Annotated in this window: 15 protein-coding genes; 4 read left to right on the top strand and 11 right to left on the bottom strand. The window is 62.4% G+C overall.

What is annotated here, in order from left to right; all coding sequences use genetic code 11:
* Positions 1-46 precede the first annotated feature (46 nt).
* From ACQK2L_RS02345 to ACQK2L_RS02315, 7 genes are all read right to left on the bottom strand, one after another.
* Positions 47-1156, bottom strand: a complete 1110-nt coding sequence (locus tag ACQK2L_RS02345) for a peptidylprolyl isomerase (protein ID WP_425395324.1) — start codon at positions 1154-1156, stop codon at positions 47-49.
* A gap of 78 nt (positions 1157-1234) precedes the next feature.
* Complete coding sequence (mfd, locus tag ACQK2L_RS02340) at positions 1235-4498, bottom strand: transcription-repair coupling factor (protein WP_425395323.1); 3264 nt, start codon at positions 4496-4498, stop codon at positions 1235-1237.
* A 70-nt stretch (positions 4499-4568) separates the two neighbouring features.
* Positions 4569-4811 (bottom strand): hypothetical protein, encoded by a 243-nt coding sequence (locus tag ACQK2L_RS02335; RefSeq protein ID WP_425395322.1) that lies wholly within the window; start codon positions 4809-4811, stop codon positions 4569-4571.
* Between the two features lie 406 nt (positions 4812-5217).
* Positions 5218-6609 (bottom strand): L-serine ammonia-lyase, encoded by a 1392-nt coding sequence (locus tag ACQK2L_RS02330; protein WP_425395321.1) that lies wholly within the window; start codon positions 6607-6609, stop codon positions 5218-5220.
* A 194-nt stretch (positions 6610-6803) separates the two neighbouring features.
* Complete coding sequence (gene folD, locus ACQK2L_RS02325) at positions 6804-7667, bottom strand: bifunctional methylenetetrahydrofolate dehydrogenase/methenyltetrahydrofolate cyclohydrolase FolD (RefSeq protein WP_425395320.1); 864 nt, start codon at positions 7665-7667, stop codon at positions 6804-6806.
* 194 nt (positions 7668-7861) lie between these two features.
* On the bottom strand, positions 7862-8074 hold the full coding sequence (locus ACQK2L_RS02320; protein WP_425395319.1) for a hypothetical protein: 213 nt from the start codon (positions 8072-8074) through the stop codon (positions 7862-7864).
* 354 nt (positions 8075-8428) lie between these two features.
* Positions 8429-9820 carry a HEAT repeat domain-containing protein gene (locus ACQK2L_RS02315; protein ID WP_425395318.1) on the bottom strand — a complete coding sequence of 464 codons (1392 nt, stop codon included), beginning with the start codon at positions 9818-9820 and terminating at the stop codon, positions 8429-8431.
* Positions 9821-10453: 633 nt separating this feature from the next.
* Between ACQK2L_RS02315 and mutS the strand changes: the two genes are divergently transcribed.
* Together mutS and ACQK2L_RS02305 are read left to right on the top strand one after the other, a co-directional pair.
* The gene (mutS, locus tag ACQK2L_RS02310) at positions 10454-13114 is read left to right on the top strand and encodes a DNA mismatch repair protein MutS (RefSeq protein WP_425395317.1); all 2661 of its coding nucleotides are present in this window, start codon (positions 10454-10456) and stop codon (positions 13112-13114) included.
* A 20-nt stretch (positions 13115-13134) separates the two neighbouring features.
* Positions 13135-13482 (top strand): hypothetical protein, encoded by a 348-nt coding sequence (locus tag ACQK2L_RS02305; RefSeq protein WP_425395316.1) that lies wholly within the window; start codon positions 13135-13137, stop codon positions 13480-13482.
* Here ACQK2L_RS02305 and ACQK2L_RS02300 read toward each other — a convergent pair whose 3' ends face one another.
* From ACQK2L_RS02300 to ACQK2L_RS02285, 4 genes are all read right to left on the bottom strand, one after another.
* Positions 13483-14082 (bottom strand): peroxiredoxin family protein, encoded by a 600-nt coding sequence (locus ACQK2L_RS02300; RefSeq protein ID WP_425395315.1) that lies wholly within the window; start codon positions 14080-14082, stop codon positions 13483-13485.
* 170 nt (positions 14083-14252) lie between these two features.
* Entirely contained in the window at positions 14253-14879 is a 627-nt protein-coding gene (locus tag ACQK2L_RS02295) for a glutathione peroxidase (RefSeq protein WP_425395314.1), read from the bottom strand.
* A 95-nt stretch (positions 14880-14974) separates the two neighbouring features.
* Complete coding sequence (locus tag ACQK2L_RS02290; RefSeq protein ID WP_425395313.1) at positions 14975-16105, bottom strand: 5-(carboxyamino)imidazole ribonucleotide synthase; 1131 nt, start codon at positions 16103-16105, stop codon at positions 14975-14977.
* 105 nt (positions 16106-16210) lie between these two features.
* Entirely contained in the window at positions 16211-17506 is a 1296-nt protein-coding gene (locus tag ACQK2L_RS02285) for a hypothetical protein (protein ID WP_425395312.1), read from the bottom strand.
* A gap of 275 nt (positions 17507-17781) precedes the next feature.
* On the opposite strand from ACQK2L_RS02285, the gene ACQK2L_RS02280 reads away from it, so the two are divergent.
* A complete protein-coding gene (locus ACQK2L_RS02280; RefSeq protein ID WP_425395311.1) occupies positions 17782-19410 on the top strand; it encodes a glycoside hydrolase family 43 protein in 1629 nt (542 codons plus the stop codon).
* A gap of 93 nt (positions 19411-19503) precedes the next feature.
* Positions 19504-20016, top strand: a complete 513-nt coding sequence (locus ACQK2L_RS02275; protein ID WP_425395310.1) for a hypothetical protein — start codon at positions 19504-19506, stop codon at positions 20014-20016.
* Positions 20017-20436: the final 420 nt, after the last annotated feature.

The following is a 20436-nucleotide window of genomic DNA, read 5'->3' as shown; positions in this document are numbered from 1 at the left end:
GTGACACCTGAGACCAGGTTCCACACGGAGTGTGGAGGTACTATGGTTAACGCTGCAACTGCTGTGGGGGCGATTCGAGGAACGCCTGGGCGGTGGTGTCGCCGGAGTAGATGGTCCAGATGCGGGTTTCGCGGCGCAGTTTGCCGAGGTGTTCTTGCATCTTCTCTTGGAACGACTCGTTCATCATCTGCTTGCGAATTTCGTCCTGAAGATCAGCAAACTGCATGTAGCCGGCTTCGCGGCGTTCGATGACGCGCACAATGTGAAGTCCCGAACTCGATTCGATAATGGGACTCAGCGCACCAACTGGCAGCGTAAACAGGGCGGTGTCGAGTTTCGTGTCGACCAGGGCGCCCTTGGTCGTCCAATCGTACAGACCGCCTTCCTTGGCGTTGTACCCCTCGGAGTACTTCGCAGCGATGTCTTTGAAGATTGGCTTGCTGGCGTCCGTCTGCTGTTGGGCACGCTGCCACAGCAGGTTGCCCGCTTGGGCCAGCTTTTCGCGGGCCGCTTGTTCGTTGGGGTGGTTGCGCAGTTGTACGGTCAACTCTTCCCACTTTGCCTGCGTCGGGTAGGCGTAGTCTTCGCGGTGGGCGTGGTAGTAGTCGAACATCTGCGTGTAGGTTGGCCGCGCAACGTTGATTTGTTCCTGCGCCCAGGTCTGAGCGATCGCCTTCTCGATGAAAGCTTCCTTACGGTCGGCCAGCGAGGTGCCCAGTTGGAGCAATTTCTCTTCGAGTGCCTGATAGTCTTCGACCTCCAACGCTTCCATCAGTCCGGGCACGCTGCCGGGCGACTTGCCGGAGTTGCCGCCATTGAGGAAGGGATCATTGAGCTGACCGCGGATGGCGTTCATGTCGGCGCCGGGAGCGTTGCGGCGGAAGTCGGCGAACATCAGCTTCGTGTCGATGTAACCGCGCAACTGTTGCTGCATCAGGAACTCGGTCGCCTGATCGACTTGCTCAGGCGGAACGTTGTTTTTCTCGATCAACAGTCGAATTTCCCACAAGATGTCACTGGCCAGGACCACTTGTTTGTCGATGCGGGCAATGACTTCCGCGCCCTTGAGCTTCTGAGGCGCTCCGTCGGGAGGCGCTTGTGCCAAGCACGCGGAGGCCGTCGTCAGTACGAGCGTAATGAGTGAGAATCGAAGCACGGTATTGATTCAGCAATAAGAAAAGAGTGTCCGGCCGCGAGCGACCCGGACGGAAGGGAAATCGTACGCGGCGGGAGTTTACGCAGCCGCCGCCGCAGGCCGCAAGAGCGATTTGATCTCTGCCAGCATCCCCTCGGGCGAACCGTCGGGATCGGAGAGCAAGAAATACGCGCTTACCGCATCGGCGACGCGCAGATCGCCGCCGGCGCGTTCCACCAGTCGCCGCAGCTTCGCTCGATTGCCGTATGCTAGCACCACGTATCGCCCGTCGCGGTGTAGCGAGTGAATGCCCCAGCCGTGCGCCCAGATGCGCAAGCGGCTGCGTTCCAAGAGGCTCTCCACCACCTCCGGCACGGGGCCGAAGCGATCGGAGAGCTCGACGGCGAACTCGTCCACTTGCTCGATCGACGTGAGCCGCGCGAGCCGCCGGTAAAGGTCGATCTTGGTTCTCGCGTCGGCCACGTACTGCGGCGGCAGGTACGCCGCGCCGGGCAGGTCGATGTTGACGTCGATCGATTCTGGCGGCGGCAGGTTCTTGAACTGCCGCACCGCCTTCTCCAGCATCGCGCAGTACATCTCGTAGCCCACCGTGGCGATGTGGCCGCTCTGCTGCGTGCCAAGCAGGTTGCCGGCGCCGCGAATCTCGAGGTCCCGCATTGAGAGGGCAAAGCCGGCGCCCATCTGGCTGAATTCCTCGATTGCCCGCAACCGCCGGGCGGCCTCGGGCGAGAGGTGGCGGTTCTCGTCGACCAGCAGATAGCAGTACGCGCGGTGCTTGTACCGTCCCACCCTGCCCCGCAGTTGGTGCAGGTCGGCCAGGCCATAGCGGTCGGCGTCGTCGATGAACATCGTGTTGGCGTTGGGGATGTCGAGGCCGCTTTCGATGATGGTGGTCGCCAACAGGATGTCGTACTCGTGGTTCACGAACTTCACCATCACGTCTTCCAACTGGCCCTCGGGCATCTGCCCGTGGCCGATGCAGATGCGGGCTTCGGGCACGATTTGCCCGAGCCGTTCGGCGACGTTCTTGATGTCGTGCACGCGGTTGTGCACGAAGTACGCTTGCCCGCCGCGGTTCAATTCCCTCAACAGCGCGCTGCGGACCAGCTCATCGTTGAACCGCGTGACTCGGGTCTCGACCGCCACGCGATCGGCGGGCGGCGTTTCGAGGTTCGAGATCGCCCGCACGCCGAGGAGCGACAAGTGCAGTGTCCGCGGGATCGGCGTGGCGGTCATGGTCAATACGTCGACCACCGCCCGCATCGCTTTTAGCCGTTCTTTGATCGCCACGCCGAACCGCTGCTCTTCGTCGATGATCAACAGTCCCAGGTTGGCAAACTGCACATCGCCAGAGGCGAGTCGGTGCGTGCCGATCAGGATGTCAACCTTACCCTCCTTGGTACGCTCGATAATTTTCTTCTGCTCGCCAGCGGTGCAGAACCGCGACACCGCGGCGATCTCGTAGGGAAACTCCGACATCCGTTCGGCGAACGTCCGGCGGTGTTGTTCGGCGAGCACCGTGGTGGGGACCAGTACCGCCACTTGATAGCCCGCGTCCACGGCCTTGAACGCGGCGCGGATGGCCATCTCGGTCTTGCCGAAGCCGACGTCGCCGCACAACAAGCGGTCCATCGGCCGCGTGGTTTGCATGTCGGCCTTGATGTCGGCGATCGCCATCAGCTGGTCGGGGGTCTCCTGGTAGGGAAACGCCGCGTCGAACTCCTTCTGCCACGGCGTGTCCTCGGGGAAGCGAATGCCGGGCCGGGCGTCGCGCTTGGCGGCCAGCTCGATCATCTCGGCGGCCAGGTCGTGCACTGCCTGCTCGGCGGCCTTCTTTTGTCGCACCCACGCCTTGCCGCCAATCTTTGCCAGCGGCGGCCGGAGCTTCTTGCCGCCGACGTACTTCTGTACCAGCTCGATGCGGAAGCTCGGCACGTAAATGCGTGTGCCGCCGTCGTATTCGATCTCCAGGTGCTCTTCGGCGCGGCCTTCTTTCTCCAGCAGTTTGATGCCGCGGTAACGACCAATGCCGTGGGCGACGTGCACCACCAGGTCGCCCTGCTTGAGTTCCAGGAAGCTGTCGATCGCCCTGCCCTGGTAACTCCGCGACGTACGCGCGACGCTGGCGTGGCGGTGGAACAACTCCGCGCTGGAGAGCAGAACCGTCTTGCGCGGCACGATGCGAAAGCCTTCGTGCAGGCGGCCAGTGACGAACTCCAACCGGTCCTCTTTCAGCAGCGCCGACTCGGCGAACAGCTCGTTCAGCCGTTCGATCTCAGCCGGCGTCTCGCACACCAGCATCACCCGCTCGTCGCCGGCAACGCTTTCGAGTTCCGCGCGCACTTTTTGCAGGTCGCCACTGAACCGCTCGACCGACTCGAAGCCCAAGTGGCACGTGGTCTCGTAGCTGCCAGCCGGGATGCCCGCGGCCGTGACCGATGGGAACTTGTAGATCTCCGCCAGCGTCGTTTTGGTGCTGTGCAATAGGTCGGGCGACTCCTGTCGCTCGTGGAAGAACCGCCCTTCCTCGTCGACGTCGCTCGGCTCGACGATCACAAACCAGCTTCCCTCGGGAATGTAGCTCGTGAAGTGCGACCGGCCGGGTGAGTTGGGATCGAGCATCGTCACGGCCACGCTGTCGCGCTTTGCCAGGCTTCGCTGCGTGGCGACGTCGAACTCGCGAATCGAGTCGATCTCGTCACCGAACAACTCCAGCCGCACCGGCGCCAGCGCGTCGGGTGGGTAGAGGTCGACAATGCCGCCCCGCACGGCGAACTCGCCTGGCAGCTCTACGGCCGAAGTGCCATGGCATCCGCGGGCGGTGAGCCACTCGCGCAGTTCTTCGACGTCGAGTACTTGGCCGGTCTTGAGCTCGCGGGTCGACTCGGCCAGCACGTCGCGACTGGCAACCGGCTGCATGAGTGCTTGAATCGACGAGACCACGATTCGCAAATCGGCGGGCTGCTCGGCCAGTTGCTTGATGGTGCGGAGTCGCTCGCACTCGATCTCGTCGATCACCACGGTTCGCGACGGGGAGGCCTCCGATGGGCGGAAGCAGGTGACCGGCGTGGAGGTGAACAGCGCGAGGTCGTCGGCCAGCGTGTCGATCATCGCCGGCCGCGGAGCAATCACGACCAGCGTCGCGGGGCACTGCCGCACCAGCGATGCGGTGGCCAGCGCGCACGAAGAGCCCCAGACTCCGCCCAAAGTGGCGCTGTGGCCAGCGGTGAGGCTGGCCTGCACTTCAGCGAAGCCGTCGAGTCGTTCAAGCTCGGCGGTCAGCTCGGCGAGCGGCCCGGTATCGGACGCCGCCCGGTCGGCGACCACAGGGGTTGCTTCCATGGTCACCCGCTATTGTAGCGCTTGGCCGGGAAACCAGCCAGCCGAGAATGCGTGTCGGTTCGGCCGTCCGCTACTCGTCGGCGTCGAACAAGAACCGGTCGACGCACGCCAGCCCGCCCAAGGCGAGTGCGAATCCGACCGCCGCGCCGGCCGACTTGGCCGCGTCCCGCAGCAGGTACCAACCGATTTCGTCGGCCTGCAGCGTGCCGCACCAGCGGCAGAAGTAGTAGATCGCCATCGCGATCGACACCCAGGTCACCAGCAAAGCGATCCAGGCGGCCGTTTCCACAGTGCGTTCAAAAAGCCAAGCCACGACAGACGCCCCTCAAGTTGAAACGGGAGAAAAGACAAGCCGACAGGGACTTCCCAAACCGGCCTTATCCTAGCGGCGGGCCGGCAGTTTGTAAATCAACCGACGGTGCTCAGCCGCGGATTGACACCGATGAAACACGGACAATCCACATTCGAGCCGCGGGCCAGTTGCGGTCTCGGTCATGCTCCGGCTAGTGCGTAGCATACTCCTCGACCGCTGGAAGAACGAATCTCTATCCTGGGGCGGCATTTGCCTCGCCATTTCTCCAGAAAGAAGTGGCGCCGCTTGCCCCAGACTGACTTGTTTCGCTCCTTCGGAGCTGTTTGCCCGCTTCGCAATCACTCAATTCTATCCGTGCCTATCCGTGTTCATCCGTGGCTAAACAGATCTTCGACCAACCAACCCCCTAGCACTCGATCACGTTCACTTCGATCGCCAGGCCGCCGCGGGCGGTTTCTTTGTATTTGGCTGACATGTCCGCGCCGGTGCGGCGCATCGTGGCGATTACCTTGTCGAGCGACACCTTATGCTGTCCGTCGCCGGCCAGGGCTAATCGCGAGGAGTTGATGGCAGTGACCGCGGCCACCGCGTTGCGTTCGATGCACGGCACCTGCACCAGGCCGCCGATTGGATCGCAGGTCAGACCCAGATGGTGCTCCATGGCGATCTCGGCCGCTTGCAGCACTTGCTCGACGCTGCCGCCCAGCACCTCGGTCAGCGCGCCGGCCGCCATCGACGCGGCCACACCCACTTCGCCCTGGCAACCGACCTCCGCGCCGGAGATCGAAGCGTTCTCCTTGTACAACAGCGCAATCGCGCCGGCGACCGACAGGAATCGCACCACGGTGTCGTCGCACGCGCCGTAACAGAATCGCATGTAGTAGTGCAGCACCGCGGGAATGATGCCGGCAGCGCCGTTGGTCGGTGCAGTGACCACTCGGCCGCCGGCTGCGTTTTCTTCGTTGACCGCCAACGCAAACAGGTCGACCCAGTCGAGCGCCGCCAGCGGGTCGGGCGACTGCCCTCGCTCCTTGAGCTTCTCGCAGAGCGCTGGCGCGCGGCGGCGCACTTTCAGTCCGCCCGGTAGGATGCCCTCGCTCTGGCAACCTTTCTTCACGCAATCCTGCATCACCTGCCAGCGACGTAGCACTCCGCTGCGAAACTCCTCTTCGCTGCGCATGGCCAGCTCGTTGGCCAGCACCACCCCGCTGATCGGAAGCCCAGTTTCCTTGGTGCGAGTATGGAGCTGCTCGCCGGTGCGAAACGGGTAGGGGCGGCAATCGGGAGGAAGTTCGCCGGAAGCTTCGGCCGCCTGCGCGGCCTCGATATCGGCCGCGGTGAGTACGAAGCCGCCGCCCACCGAGTAGACCACGTCCTCGGCTAGTACCTCGCCTTGGTCATCGCATGCCACCAGCCGCAACTGGTTGGGATGCACTTTGCACTTGGTCTTGCGGTCGAACTTCAGGTCGGTCTTTGGGCGAAACTTGATTGTGTGCGATCCAGCCAGGGAGAGTTGCTCACTGGTCTCGATTTCCGCGACCCGGCCGTCGATCGTATCGACGTCCACCCCGTCGGGCGTTTCGGCCATCAGGCCCAGCAGCACCGCCTTGTCGGTGCCATGTCCACGGCCGGTGAGTGCGAGCGATCCGTACAGCGTCACCGCGATGCGATCGACTCGGTCCAGAAGTTGCTGTTCGATAAGGCGATCGACAAACGACTTGGCAGCCCGCATCGGTCCCACGCTATGCGAGCTGGAAGGGCCGATGCCGATGGTGAAGAAGTCGAGAATGCTAATCATGGCGGGACCAACACCGAGGGGAGCGTGCTGGTGAGCGAGTCGTAGGGCGTACAACTGCTAGTAGAATCACTTGCCCGATGGAAGCCAACCATCCAGGGCAAAAATCAACGGACCATTGCGCAAAGCCTGTTGTGATCAAGTACCCTCTCCCGGGCCCTCACCCAGGGTGAGGGACCGGGAGAGGGTACATCCAGCTACTGCTCCAGCGCTTGCGCTGCGCGGAGGGTGTTCACCAGCAGCATGGCGATGGTCATTGGGCCGACGCCGCCGGGGACGGGGGTGATGTGGCTGGCAACCTGCGCAGCGGAGTCGAACTCCACGTCGCCCACCAGGCCCCCTTCGGTGCGATTCACGCCGACGTCGATCACCACCGCGCCGGGCTTGATCATGTCGCCGGTGATGAAGTCCGGTTTGCCAATCGCTGCGATGAGAATGTCGGCCGCACGGGTGTGCGCGGCCAGGTCCTTGGTGCGGCTGTGGCACACGGTCACGGTGGCGTCCGCGCCGCGCGCCGCCAGCAGTACGGCCAGCGGCTTGCCCACGATGTCGCTCCGCCCGACGACTACCGCGTCTTTGCCGGCGGTGTCGATGCCGGTTCGCTTCAACAGCTGCATCACCCCATGCGGCGTGCAGGGCAGGAACCGTGGCTTGCCTTGCACCAGGCGGCCGACGTTCGTGGGGTGGAACGCGTCGACATCTTTGGCCGGCGAGACCGCCAGCAGAACCTGATCGGCATCCAGCCCTGCCGGCAGCGGCAGCTGCACCAGGATGCCATGCACCGCGTTGTCCTTGTTGAGCTTGGCCACCAGTTCGAGCAACTCATCCTGCGTGGTGTCGGCCGGCAGCCGGTGCAACTGGCTGTCGATGCCGACGTGATCGCACGCCTTGCGCTTCGCGCGAACGTACACCTCGCTGGCCGGGTCGTCGCCCACCAACACGGCCGCCAGGCAGGGCACGACGCTGTTGTTCTGAATGAACTCCACCACTTCGACCGCCAGTTCGTCGCGAATCTGCTTGGCAATCGCCTTGCCGTCGATGATTTGAGCCGTGTCGGACATGCTTGCGTACTGCTGGATCGGTTGGGGAAGCGAAACCGCTGAGTATAACGCCAGACCCGCCCCAGCGGCAGCCAGGGAGCGCGCGAAGCCCCATCGCCAATTTCACCCTCCCTTTGGGAGGGTCGCGGCTGCATTTGCCGCGGGGAGGGTGAATTGCCAATAGACCTTAACGAGCTAGAAGAACTACCAAGCCTTCAATGCTCTATCCTATCGCGCCCCCTTGTCGGGCGGTCGCTGAAGACCGCCGAGATCAATCGCCCGATCGTCGCCACCAGCAGCACGACCAGCAGCACGGCGATCGGAATCAGCGGCATCGCCGCCAGCAGCGGTTCGATGCGCCAGGCGGTCAGCTCCAGCGCGACAAAGAACATGAGCAACAACAGCCCGGCGATCGTGTAGCGTGGCATGACCTTACTCCCGCCCCAGCACTACGAGTCTACCCACGCCGGCGCATGCGCGATCAACGCGACCGCGACGCACAGTAGCGCGGAGAGCTCGAGCAGTCGGGTGATGGTAAAGCGTTTCATGCACGCCAGTATACCGCCGAGTTGCGGAATGGAGCCACTACGAAGCCACAACGGTTGGTCGCGCAACTCTTAGCCCCGCATTGGTGTCGGTGTACTTTGGCAAACTCGTTGGAGCGGTCGAGGATCACACTATCCACTAGCCGGAGCGTGACCGAGACCGCATTCGGGCAGCGAGTTGGCCAATATAGGCCGCGGCTCAGACCGAAGTAGCCAGACCGTGGCGTTGTCGCCCTCTTAGCTTGAGTCTTCTTCCCCCAACAAGTCGGCCAGATGCCAAGTCGGGTCGACTCGTTGGGCGAGCATGGGATTGATGGCGACCGCTCGTTGATAGGAATCGAGTGCGCGTTCGGAATCGGTTTCGGCGAAGGCCTTGGCACAAAGCAGCCAGCATTCATCGGGCCCTGGTGCTCGGTCGATCGCCGTGGCATCCAATTCGATGGCTTCGAGGATGCCTTTGCGTGCCTTGGCGAGAAAAACGCCACCCAGGTGTGCGTACGTCAACGCTCTGCGGAGAGTCTCTAGTGCCCTGTCTTCCGTGATTTCCATATCTACCAATTCGGCGCACTCTCGTCGGTCACGCGGTAGGCCATGCATCTCCAGATTCCGTTTTACGTTGCCGATAGACCACAGCTCTTCACAGTTCACCAAACGAGTTACGACTTGGGTTTGTAGGGTGTCCAACTTGGTAAGCTTGTCCCGTTGCTGCGGAAACGCAGCCACGAGTAGCGCATGGACCAGTGGCATCGTGTCGAACGATCGTGCGTGACCCAGTCGATCGCAGATTGTGGGAATGGCCTTATGCTGGACTTCCGGCGGCAAACGAGAAATGGAAAATGCAGCGTCTCCCGTGGATTTTCCACCTGCACCCGGGATGCCATCGTACCCTTCAATCGGCTCGGTCACAAACTCTAGCAGCGGTTCGAGCAGACTGTCGGCTGGCTCGACGCGGGCGAGCTCGCAGGCGGCCATGCAGCGCGCGGCAGGGAATGGATCTTCGGCCAGCACGAACTTCAGTTGTTCCGCAGCATCTAGTTCACCGAGCGCAAACGCTATCGCGGCTCGCACCCATCCTGACGGTTCAACCTCCATTTGCCTCGTCAGCTCCGGTACCGACGCATCCGCTTCCGTTGGCAAGCAGGCCAGCACCCACGCGGCCCCCAATCTCACGCCTTGATCATCGTTGGTGAGCAGCTCACAAGCGAGCTCGTGTCCCTTGAGGGACTCCTCGTAGACGCGATGGAGTGTGATAACGTACTCTCCGGTAGCCTCTTCGACATCGGGAGTGCGAACCTCTCCGTAGTGATGAATTTGCTTCCCGTCTCCCCAACAGGGACGCTCTTGAATACTGAAGTACCCCATGATCAAACGACCCCAGTATTGAAGCAGGTCGGCCCGTTCAGGAACTTCTTCGCTTGCGCACAGCTCGATCAAAAAAGGAACCACATCCACCGCGGCCGGAAAACGTGTGCCCTGGTGAAATACATTGCCATACAGCGCGTGAAGTGTTTCGCTGCGCACCTTCGGATCGGGATCCAACAGGGCACGCAGCAGGTCGGGGACATCAGTAGCTGGACCGTATGCGTGTTCGCGGTCCGCCCACGGAATTGTAACGAGACTGTCCAGCACCTTAGATACCTTGTCGAATCCTCGGGTTATCCAGAAACTCAGAATCGAACTGGTAGTCTACCCGGTCCAAGTAGCCCATGCGAGCATTGCACCTTAACGATCCCCGGCTCACTTGCGGTCTCGGCCACACTCCGGCTGGTGGAGAGTCTGCTCCTCGACTGCAGAGGGTGATGATCAACCAACCCAGGGCGGCACTTCGCTCGTTCCTCGCTACGTTGGCCCTGGGCTATCCTATTTCGCTCCTTCGGAGCTGCTCTCGTTCAATGCTTCTCCGTCAAATCCGTGCCCATCGGTGTTCATCCGTGGCTCATCTCGCTGCGCGACCACGAACGTGTGGCTTCGTAGCTCTGTTCTCTCTGTTTGCTCCTGTTCAGAACATCTTTGGTTGCGGCTTCGCTTCGCTGGGAAAAACCTGTGTTCCGTGGCTAAACCACTCTGTGACCGGCATTCACGGTTTGCGGTTTCAGAACCTGCCGTAATGGCGCGGAGCTTGTTGCCGCCTTTGTTCTCCGCGAACTCTGTGATCTCTGTGGTGAATCCCCATTTTCTCCAGGCCGCAGTGCCCCCTGCTTTCGTTGCGGCGGTTCGGTAGCATAGAGGGCCTTAAGACCTTCACCGCGGAGCACCGAAGCGATGGCGCTTAGTCCCATGATGCAGCAGTACCACCAGGCCAAGGAGACGGCCGGCGATGCGCTGTTGCTGTTCCGCATGGGCGACTTCTACGAGCTGTTCTACGACGACGCCAAGACGGCCGCCCGGGTGTTAGGGCTGTCGCTCACCAGTCGCGACAAGGGCGAAAACCCCGTGGCGATGGCCGGCTTCCCTCACCATCAGCTCGACCAGTACCTGGCGAAGATCATCGCGGCCGGGTACCGCGCGGCGATTTGCGAGCAGATGGAGGATCCCAAGCAGGCCAAGGGCATCGTGAAACGCGACATCACCCGCGTGGTGAGCCGAGGCACGGTGACCGACGATTCGCTACTCGATCCTTCGCAGAGCAACTACCTGGCCGCGCTGGTGCTGGACAAGGACGCAGCCCGCGTGGGCCTGGCGTGGGTCGACCTGTCGACCGGCGTGTTCATGGCCGCCCAGCTGGCGGCCAATGAAACGGCCGACCAACTCGCCCGCATCGCGCCGACCGAACTGGTGGTGAGCGAAGACCAGCGAGAAGAGCTGCCAAAGATCTGGACCAGCGAGCGGGTGGTGACCACGCGGCCGCCGTGGGCGTTTGGGCAGAAGCAGTCGATGGAGCTACTGGCGAAGCACTTCGGCACGCACTCGCTGGAAGGATTCGGGTTCAATGCCGAAGACGCTGGCGATCGGCAAGCGCTGGCCGCGGCCGGGGCGATTCTCGAATACCTGACCGAGACACAAAGGACCGACCTGTCGCACATTGCGGCGCTCACTCCCTTGCGGGAAGGCCAGTCGCTGGAGATCGACGCAGCCACCTGGCGGAGCCTCGAAATCACGCAGACGTTGCGCGACGGTCGCCGCGATGGAACGCTCTTGGACGTGCTCGACCGCACCACCACGCCGATGGGCGCGCGGCGACTGGGCGAGTGGCTCGCGCATCCGCTGGTCGACACCACGGCCATCAACGCCCGACTCGACGCGGTGGCGGAGCTGGTCGCCGAGACGAAGCTCACCACCGCGGTTCGCGAGGCTCTCAAGAGCATTTATGATTTGCAGCGACTCATCGCCCGGGTGACTACCGGCCGCGCGGGTCCGAGGGACTTGTCGTGCGTGGGAAGAACGCTGGCGGCATTGCCGGCCCTGAAAGCAAAGCTCACCGGGCGGAGTAGTGCGCTACTGGCGGACATCGAGTCGCGCGTCGATCTGTGCCCCGAGCTGCGGAGCAAGCTCGAAGCGATGCTGGCCGACGACTGCCCGCTGGCCGCGCGGGATGGCGGGTTCATCCGCGCCGGCGCGCACGCGAAGCTCGACGAACTGCGCGAGCTGATGAGCGGCGGCAAGCAGTGGATGGCCAACTACCAGGCTTCGGAGATCGAGCGGTCTGGCATCCCCAGCATGAAGGTTGGCTTCAACAAGGTGTTCGGCTACTACCTGGAAGTGACGCACGCCCACCGCGACAAGGTGCCCGAGGAGTACATCCGCAAGCAGACGCTGAAGAACGCCGAGCGGTACATCACGCCGGAGCTCAAGGAATACGAAGAGAAGGTGTTGAGCGCCGAAGAACGCGTGCTGGCGCTGGAGTTGGAGTTGTTCGCCGAGCTCAGGGAGCTAACCCACCAAGCCGGCCCGCGATTGTTGGCGACAGCTGCGGCCCTGGCGGATCTCGACGCGCTGGCGAGCTTGGCCGAAGTGGCCAGAGCACGCGACTACGTCCGCCCCGAAATGGCCGATGAGCCGGTGCTGGAAATCGAAGCCGGCCGCCACCCGGTGGTCGAAGCCACCGAACCGGCTGGCACGTTCGTGCCGAACGACACAAATTGTGCCGGCAGCGAGCCCCCAGCCACCAGCCCCCAGTCCCCCGACTCGTCCCTCGCCCCTAGCCCCTCGATCCTCCTCATCACCGGCCCCAACATGGCTGGTAAGAGCACCTACATCCGCCAGACGGCGCTGTTGGTGCTGATGGCGCAGGTCGGCAGTTTTGTCCCGGCTCGCAAAGCGCGCATCGGTGTGGCCGATCGGCTGTTTGCACGCGTGGGCGCGAGCGACGAACTGGCCCGCGGGCAGAGTACGTTTATGGTCGAGATGACCGAAGCCGCGCGGATTTTGAACACGGCCACGCATCGCAGTGTGGTGGTGCTCGACGAGATCGGCCGCGGCACCAGCACCTACGACGGGCTTTCGCTCGCTTGGAGCATCGTGGAGTACCTGCACGACGTGATCGGCAGCCGCACGCTGTTCGCGACGCACTACCACGAGCTGACGCAGCTTGCCGACCAGCTATCGGGCGTGGCGAACCTGAACGTGATGGTCCGCGAGCACTTCGGCAAGATTGTGTTCCTGCACCAGATCGTGCCGGGCTCGGCCGATCGCAGCTACGGAATCCACGTCGCCCAACTGGCTGGCGTGCCGAAGGCCGTGAGCGCTCGGGCCGAAGAGATTTTGGCGGAGCTGGAAGCCTCGCACCGCATGGACGAACCGCACGCCGAGTTGCCGGAGCCACACGCCAAGCAAAAGACGACGAAGAATGGCTCGCTACAGCTCACGCTGTTCGAAACAGCCGAGCATCCCTTGGTGAATGAAATCCGCGAGCTGGACCTCAACTCGATGACACCGCTGGAAGCAATGGCAACTATCGACCGGATGAAGAAAGAGCTGAAGTAAACTCCGACCAGCGAGCCGCGATGAAGAACCTTTTCGATCGAGAGGCACCACTAGGACCAAAGCTCATTGCGGTATCGGTGCTGGGCATTGGCGCTGGGATCTACTCATTCATCGGCGATTCCTCGGAAATATCGCTTGTATTTCGGCTGGTAGTTGCGTTAGTTAGCGCAGGAGTTGTCGTTGCCATCTGTTTGGGTTTGATTCTTCGCGACCGGACCGCGTCACGCATGGCTAACGGGCAAGAAGTCAGCAAGATTGAGCGACTACTCTTTACGCCCAGCTGCATCGCGGTCAGCATCTGGCTGATTGTCGGACTCGTGGCGCTGGCAGTGCTGATGTTACCGCTGGTGTTCTTGCCAGAAGGATAACTACTCGGCTGGTTTCTTAACCAGCGCGGCGACCGCCTGCTTCATCTCGCGGCGGGTAGAGAGAGAGTACTCGATGTCGAGCCAGACGACCTGGCCTTTGCTGTCGAGCACGTACACGCGTGGCAGGCGCTGGGTGCCGAGTTGTTCGAACGCTTCGCCCGACTCGTCGAGCAGCACGGGCCCGGTGTATTTGGCGCTGGTGCTCTGGGCGATGGCTTCGGCAGCTGGCGTGCCGGTGGCGATGGCCAGCGTAGCGACCTGCGGCTTTTCGCCAGGCTTGGCTTCGACCTGCTTGGCGATGTCGAGGCTAAGATCGCGGAGCAAGGCCTTGGCCATGGCGCCGTCGTGGTGCCACACGGCGACCACCGTGGCGTCGGTGCCGAGCTGGTTGTCCAATGGCTGGGCCTCGCCGGCGGGTTGGTCGGCCTGCGGCAGCGTGAAGTCGGGGAATTCTTGCCCGACGCCCACTTTCACCATCTTCTTGTGCTGGTCGGAAAGCAGCACCTGGGGCACCTTCGGCGCCTTGGGCTTTTCGTCCTGTGCCGAGGCCACAGCAAACCACCCGCCACAAACGAGCAATGCGATAGCGAAGCGGGTCACGGCAGGGTACCTCCATGCGGGTGGCGAGCGATTCGAACGTACCGCACATTCTCGCCCCGTTGTGCCGCCGAAGTCAATCCGGGAAACTGGCACAAGCGGGGGGTAATGCGGTAAGCACTGGGTAATCTACGCCCGCGGCGCGGCGGCGGTTCACGCTAGCATGCGGAGCCCTATTCCTTCTCGCCCGCGGATTCCTCCGGCTTGGCGGCCAGGGCTTCTTCCACGGCTTTGACCATCTTCTTCGATTTCGGTCCGGTCATCGAGCGATAGTGGGCAATCACTTCTCCGTCGCGGCCGACGAGGAACTTTTCGAAGTTCCACTTGATGTCGCTACCAATGCCCGGCAGCTTCTCTTTGTCGGTCAGGTACTTGTACAGATCGCACTGGTCGTCCTTCCCCCGTTTGACGTTCACTTTCTCGAGCATGTCGAACTCGACGCCGTAGTTGGCCTCGCAGAACGTGGCGATTTCCTCGGCGGTGCCAGGTTCCTGGCCGCCGAACTGATTGCACGGCACGCCCACGATCGCCAGACCCTCCTCGCCGTACTTCTCGTGCAGTTCCTGCAAGCCGGCGTACTGTTTGGTGAAGCCGCACTTGCTGGCCACGTTCACGAACAGCACCACTTTGCCTTCGTACTTCTCGGCCAAGTGCACTTCCTTGCCGTCGAGCGTCTTCATAGTGAAGTCGAGCGCGGCGGGCCACTCTTTGTCTTCCTTTTCGGTCTCGGCGGCGGTGGCCATGGTCGGCATACTCCAAAGGAGAGTGAGCGCAATAGTAAACGACAGTAGCGCTTTCATGGATCGGTTCCTTGGGGAAAGGACAGGGGAGGGGGCGTAGCGGGCTCCCCAAGAGTATAGACGATCGACTCACCCTGGCCACAAAATTCTTGCCCTCACCGCACCAACGCCGCGCGCGCCTCCCGCACCAGGCGTTCGGCCTCCTCCGGCGTGTCGGCTACCGCGGTCAGGTGGCCCATCTTGCGGCCTTCGCGTGCGGTGTGCTTGCCGTACAGGTGCAGCTCGACGCCGGGAAACTGCTTGACCGCGTCCCAGTTGGGCTCGCCGCCGCTCCACAAGTCGCCCAGCAGGTTGGCCATCGCCGCAGGGCGGGTGGCCGTCATTTCGGCCACTGGCATTCCGGCCACGGTGCGGGCTTGCTGTGCGAACTGACTCGTGCCGCACGCTTCGATCGTCAGGTGGCCCGAGTTGTGCGGGCGGGGGGCGATCTCGTTGACCATCACCTCGCCGGTGGGGGTTTCAAAGAACTCCACGCACGCGAGTCCCACCAGGTCGATCTCCACGGCCACTTGCCGCGCGGCCTCCACGGCCGCTTGGGCGGCGCTCGCGGGCGACTTCGCGGGGTAGACGCTCACGTCGAGGATGTGGTTGGCGTGGGCGTTCTCCATCGGGCCGAACGTCGCCATGTTGCCATCGACGTCGCGGGCGACCAGCACCGAGATCTCCCGCTCGAACTCGATGAACTGCTCGAGCACGCACTTGTGCCGGCCCAGGTAGCTCCATGCAGCCATGGCGTCATCGGCCGACTCGATGATGGTTTGCCCTTTGCCGTCGTAGCCAAACTTGGTGGTCTTGAGCACCGCTGGTGTGCCGAGTTCCTGGACCGCGGAGTTCAGCTCCTCGTCGGACCTCACGTTGCGGAACGGAGTCGTCGCGATGCCGGCCAGCGTGAGAAAGCCTTTCTCGCGACTGCGATCCTGCACCGTGTAGAGCGCGTCGCCAGCTGGCCGCACTGGTATGAAGTGAGCGGCCGCTTCGGCCGCGGCCACCGGCACGTTTTCGAACTCCAGCGTCGCCGCGTCGATCGACTGGGCGAACTTGGCAATCGCCTGAAAATCGTGATAGTCGGCCACGGTGTGCTGGTCGGCCACCTGCGACGCGGGGCAATCCGACTCGGGACAATAAACGTGCACGCGATACCCCAACTCGCGGGCGGCAGCGGCGAACATCTGACCAAGCTGGCCGCCACCGAAGACGCCGAGCGTAGAGTTAGGAGGGAGGGACATCGGCTCTGGGGCTAGGGGCTTGGGGCTGGGGCGAAGCTCGCAACCTAAAACATCTGGCCGCCGGCGTCCATTGGCCGGGGCGCTCCCGATTGCCCTTGTGCCGAACTAGGACTCCGCGCGAGTCCTACGCATCGCCACCAAAAACCCAGCGCCGCAGGTCACCAGTAGCATCGCGGCCGAAGGCTCGGGCACCGTGAGCACGGCCACCCACGCGGCCCGCTGCCCATCGGGAGCGATACCCTCGCCGGCGATCACCTGCCCGTCGTCGGAAATGGTCGTGGCCGATGACAGGCGCCAGCCCTCCAGCTGGCTGCCGAGTCCATACTGGTCGGCCAAGAGATCCTTAATTCGGTAACCTCGACCGCTGCGCCACAACATGGCTTCGGGCCGGAAGAATGCATCGGTAAGGGGGGTGGTCGGATCGAGCTTGCCAACGACCGATGTTCCGTCGGCCGAAACATCCAGGGCCGATGAATTGCCCGATGTTGTTTCCAAGGCGATTGCCTCCGAGCCGATCCATGCAGTGGCCCTGCGTGTTCGGGACCCGAGAGGGTTTGATTCAAAGGAAGGAATCGCATCAGAGCTGCCCACCACTACCATTCCGTCGTGCGACAGCGCCGTGGCGATTGAAACGTCGAACCCAGCGAGTGGCGTCAGCTCGACAGCGCCGCCGGCGGTCCAGCGAAGCGCGTTGTGCGGTCCGTCGGGGGAGGACAGCCCGCGGGGCACGGGCAAGTAATCTAAGAGAATGGTCGACGCGTCGGCCGAAATGGCGACCGCATCCAAATGCACGTCCGGCAAGTTCGGAATCGGCTCTAGACCCTGGGCCGCATTCCACATGAACGGCTCCTCGCCAACAGTGCCCACCACGACCTCAGCATCCGCCGACATGTCGCGCGCATGGAGTGGTCCCTCACCAGACATTGGCTGTTGGAACTGAGTAACGACATCGCCGTGATGAAGAGCTGATTCGATGTAGAACACGCTGTCATGCGAGACGAGTGATGTCGATCCGTCGTTGGAGAAAGCCGCGACGCCAGTTGGATAGATGTATTGGTTTGAGAGGAAAGGCAACCGACCCAGTTGGAGCAGCTCTGACGTGTCAAGCGACAAGACGAATGCGCTCACACCGCACGGTCCCCCTGCACAATCGAAGTCGCCAGCTTCCATGATCGTGCCGCCGATGGTCGAGCCATCGCCGGAGATGGCGGTCACCTCGATGCTCGTCGGGAAGTATCTCGGACGCCCCAACAGCGTGCTCGCTGGTAGCCCCCGAAACTCGGCGCCCAAGCTAGGCGCCATCAACGATATGGTGACTAGTACGGTTAAGAACTTCATCGGTCCGCCGGTAGATAGAAAGGTCGATGTGTCGGGCCACTGCCCGACGTGACCGCGGATCATAGAATCCTACCGCAGACCTTCCTACCCGAATGTTGCGACGAAACGTATCGGTTCGCTAGCAGTGCTAACAAATTGAGTAGGTGCTTTACACTACGACGACCGAAGCCGAAGGTCAGTAAGCCGAACCTTTAAGGGTTCGAGTGCTCTGCCGCTCCTAAGAATGTCTCATTATAGCACTACTTCTTTCGCTGCTACCGGGATTCAGGTGATCTATAATCGCACTTGCTGTCACTTGGATTACTCTCACCGCCTCATAAGATCCAGTCCTTATCGTCATGCAAGCTCTTCGATCACTTCTCTTAGCCGCGACGTTTGCTGCTTGCTCTCTCGCGCCCGCAGCCGCTCAAGACACTCCCAAGCCGCAGGCACCGTGGGTGCCCGACAATGGCGATGGCACCTATACCAACCCGGTGCTGCATGCCGACTATAGCGATCCCGATGTGGTGGCCGTCGACGGTGACTACTGGCTCACTTCGTCGTCGTTCAATTGCGTGCCGGGTTTGCCAATCTTGCATTCCAAGGACCTCGTGAACTGGAAGCTGGTTGGTCACGCGCTGCCGAAGCTGTACGCCCCGGCGTTCGACCGCCCGCAACATGGGGGTGGCGTTTGGGCGCCGTCGATCCGTTATCACGACGGGTGGTATTACATCTACTGGGGCGACCCCGACCGTGGCATCTACATGGTCCGCACCACCGATCCACGCGGCGAGTGGAGCGAGCCAGTCCTAGTGAAGAAGGCGTACGGCAACATCGACCCCTGCCCGCTGTGGGACGACGACGGTCGGGTGTACATGGTGCATGCATTCGCGCATTCGCGGGCCGGAGTGAAGAGCTTGCTGCAGGTGGTGGAGCTGAACTCCGAGGGCACCAAGATCGAGGACAAGGGTTGGATTGTGTTCGACGGCCACGCCGAGCATCCCACGATCGAAGGCCCCAAGTTTCATAAGCGGAATGGTTACTACTATATCTTTGCCCCCGCCGGCGGAGTGCCGACTGGCTGGCAGACGGTGCTGCGTTCGAAGAACGTCCGCGGCCCCTACGAGGCGCGGATCGTGATGGACCAAGGCAACACCGAAATCAACGGCCCGCACCAGGGAGCATGGATCGACACGCCGGACGGAGAGTCGTGGTTCATGCACTTTCAGGACACTGGAGCCTACGGCCGCATCACGCACTTGCAGCCGATGAAGTGGGTGGACGACTGGCCGGTGATCGGTGAGGACCCCGACGGCGATGGCAACGGGCAGCCCGTCATGGTGCACGCCAAGCCCGCTCGCGCGGAACTTGCCAACCCGGCGACCAGCGACGACTTTTCGAGTAGCCAGCTTGGTCTGCAGTGGCAATGGCACGCCAACCCGCGGCCCGAATGGTACTCGCTTGCCGCACGAGAAGGTCACCTGCGCCTGGCCGCCGTACCGCAGCCGGACGACTACCGCAACCTGTGGGACACGCCGAACCTGTTGCTGCAGAAGTTCCCCGCCCGCAGCTTCGAGGCCTCGTGCGCGCTGGATATCGAACACCTCGAACCCGGCAGCCGCGCCGGTCTGCTGGTGATGGGCAACCACTACGCCTATGTAGGCGTTGAGCGGACCACCGACGGCGTGCAAGTCGTCCAGCGGACCTGCAAAGGCGCCGAGCGAGGCACCGCCGAATCGACCAGCGACGCCCGCACGATCGAAGCAGACCAAATCGAACTGCGGGTCGCGGTCGACGCGGAGGCCAAGTGCCGCTTCAGCTACCGCACCGGCGCGGCGAAGTGGACACCCATCGGCGCCGAGTTCACGGCCAAGGAAGGCAAGTGGATCGGCGCGAAGGTGGGACTGTTCTGCACGACGTCGACGCCTACGGATTCGGCTTCGTATGTCGACGTGGAGCGGTTCGTGGTGGATAGACTGGCCGAGTAGGCTGCCAATTCCCTCCAGCGAAGTTGCCCACGGCAGCGGGCATTGATAAGCTGTCGTGGTTGCTCGTCCGTTGAGTTGTGAAAGGAACTTCCCATGGCTCGATTGCTTACGTTCTGTCTGCTGCTCTCCATCACGGTCTCTTGTTTGAGTCTGTTCTCACTGGCCTTTGGAGAAGACCCGCAACCAGCCACTGAACCCGAGGAGCACACGGCGCACCAGCGCGAGCCAAAGATCTTGCCGCTGGTGATCGTCCAGCCAGGGGAAACCAAGGAACTTCTACTCTCGATGTGGTGCACTGTCGACATCACTCGTGGCGGGGGCTTGGGTCTGACGGAAATGCGCGACGGCAAGCCCCTCGGCACCGACTCCGAAGTCAAAACCTATTCGCGGGACGGTGTCACCATGACGGTGCCTGACTTTGAGCAAGGCGTGGCCTTCGCTAAGTCGGAGAAGTTCGCTCTGCTGGAGGAGCACGACCTCCACGCCTTTAAGGTCACCATCGAAGCCGCCGAGGATGCCAAGCCCGGGCTAATGGAGATGCACCTGATCGACTCCACTTGCTCCGGCCGCTGCGAAACCGACTTCCGGGTGCTGGTGGTGGAGTGATTTGCAGTTAGAGCGCTTTCAGCTTTAGCGTGCCGACTTGGCTTGTTGTGTCGTCCCGCTGCTTTGTCGGCCTGCATCGGCGGATACCAATTCGCCTGCTTCGGCCTCCGCGCATCGAGCCAACACCACGGCGCCAATCCGGCACGCTAATTCTGAAAACGCTCTAGCTCCGCTTTGTCGCTAGCCGATGTCGCCGGGCGTGCAATAATACTGGTGAGACATCCGGCAGCTTGGCGTGATGGTTTGCAAAAGGATGGCACTTGGTGTTACGGAAGTGCAAATGGATGGCCGGGGCTGCCGGGTTTATTCTTTTCTGAACGGAGACTGTCGCTCGACTTTCTGGAGCGGATGAAGGCTGTCGTGCGTTGCCTCGCCTCGGTTAACCACCATCTGCTTTTGTCGAATTGACAATGCGTGCTG

The sequence above is a fragment of the Aeoliella sp. genome (assembly GCF_965227375.1).
Taxonomy (GTDB): Bacteria; Planctomycetota; Planctomycetia; order Pirellulales; family Lacipirellulaceae; genus Aeoliella.
Note: the sequence above shows the minus strand (reverse complement) of the source record. Positions and strands in the feature narration are given on the sequence as shown.

What these genes read in the sequence shown, in the direction of transcription:
- ACQK2L_RS02295 (WP_425395314.1), bottom strand. Translation starts at nt 14,879, where the DNA reads ATGAAAGCGCTACTGTCGTTTACTATTGCGCTCACTCTCCTTTGGAGT.
- ACQK2L_RS02320 (WP_425395319.1), bottom strand. Translation starts at nt 8,074, where the DNA reads ATGCCACGCTACACGATCGCCGGGCTGTTGTTGCTCATGTTCTTTGTC.
- ACQK2L_RS02305 (WP_425395316.1), top strand. Translation starts at nt 13,135, where the DNA reads ATGAAGAACCTTTTCGATCGAGAGGCACCACTAGGACCAAAGCTCATT.
- mutS (WP_425395317.1), top strand. Translation starts at nt 10,454, where the DNA reads ATGGCGCTTAGTCCCATGATGCAGCAGTACCACCAGGCCAAGGAGACG.
- mfd (WP_425395323.1), bottom strand. Translation starts at nt 4,498, where the DNA reads ATGGAAGCAACCCCTGTGGTCGCCGACCGGGCGGCGTCCGATACCGGG.
- ACQK2L_RS02330 (WP_425395321.1), bottom strand. Translation starts at nt 6,609, where the DNA reads ATGATTAGCATTCTCGACTTCTTCACCATCGGCATCGGCCCTTCCAGC.
- ACQK2L_RS02285 (WP_425395312.1), bottom strand. Translation starts at nt 17,506, where the DNA reads ATGATCCGCGGTCACGTCGGGCAGTGGCCCGACACATCGACCTTTCTA.
- ACQK2L_RS02290 (WP_425395313.1), bottom strand. Translation starts at nt 16,105, where the DNA reads ATGTCCCTCCCTCCTAACTCTACGCTCGGCGTCTTCGGTGGCGGCCAG.
- ACQK2L_RS02280 (WP_425395311.1), top strand. Translation starts at nt 17,782, where the DNA reads ATGCAAGCTCTTCGATCACTTCTCTTAGCCGCGACGTTTGCTGCTTGC.
- folD (WP_425395320.1), bottom strand. Translation starts at nt 7,667, where the DNA reads ATGTCCGACACGGCTCAAATCATCGACGGCAAGGCGATTGCCAAGCAG.
- ACQK2L_RS02275 (WP_425395310.1), top strand. Translation starts at nt 19,504, where the DNA reads ATGGCTCGATTGCTTACGTTCTGTCTGCTGCTCTCCATCACGGTCTCT.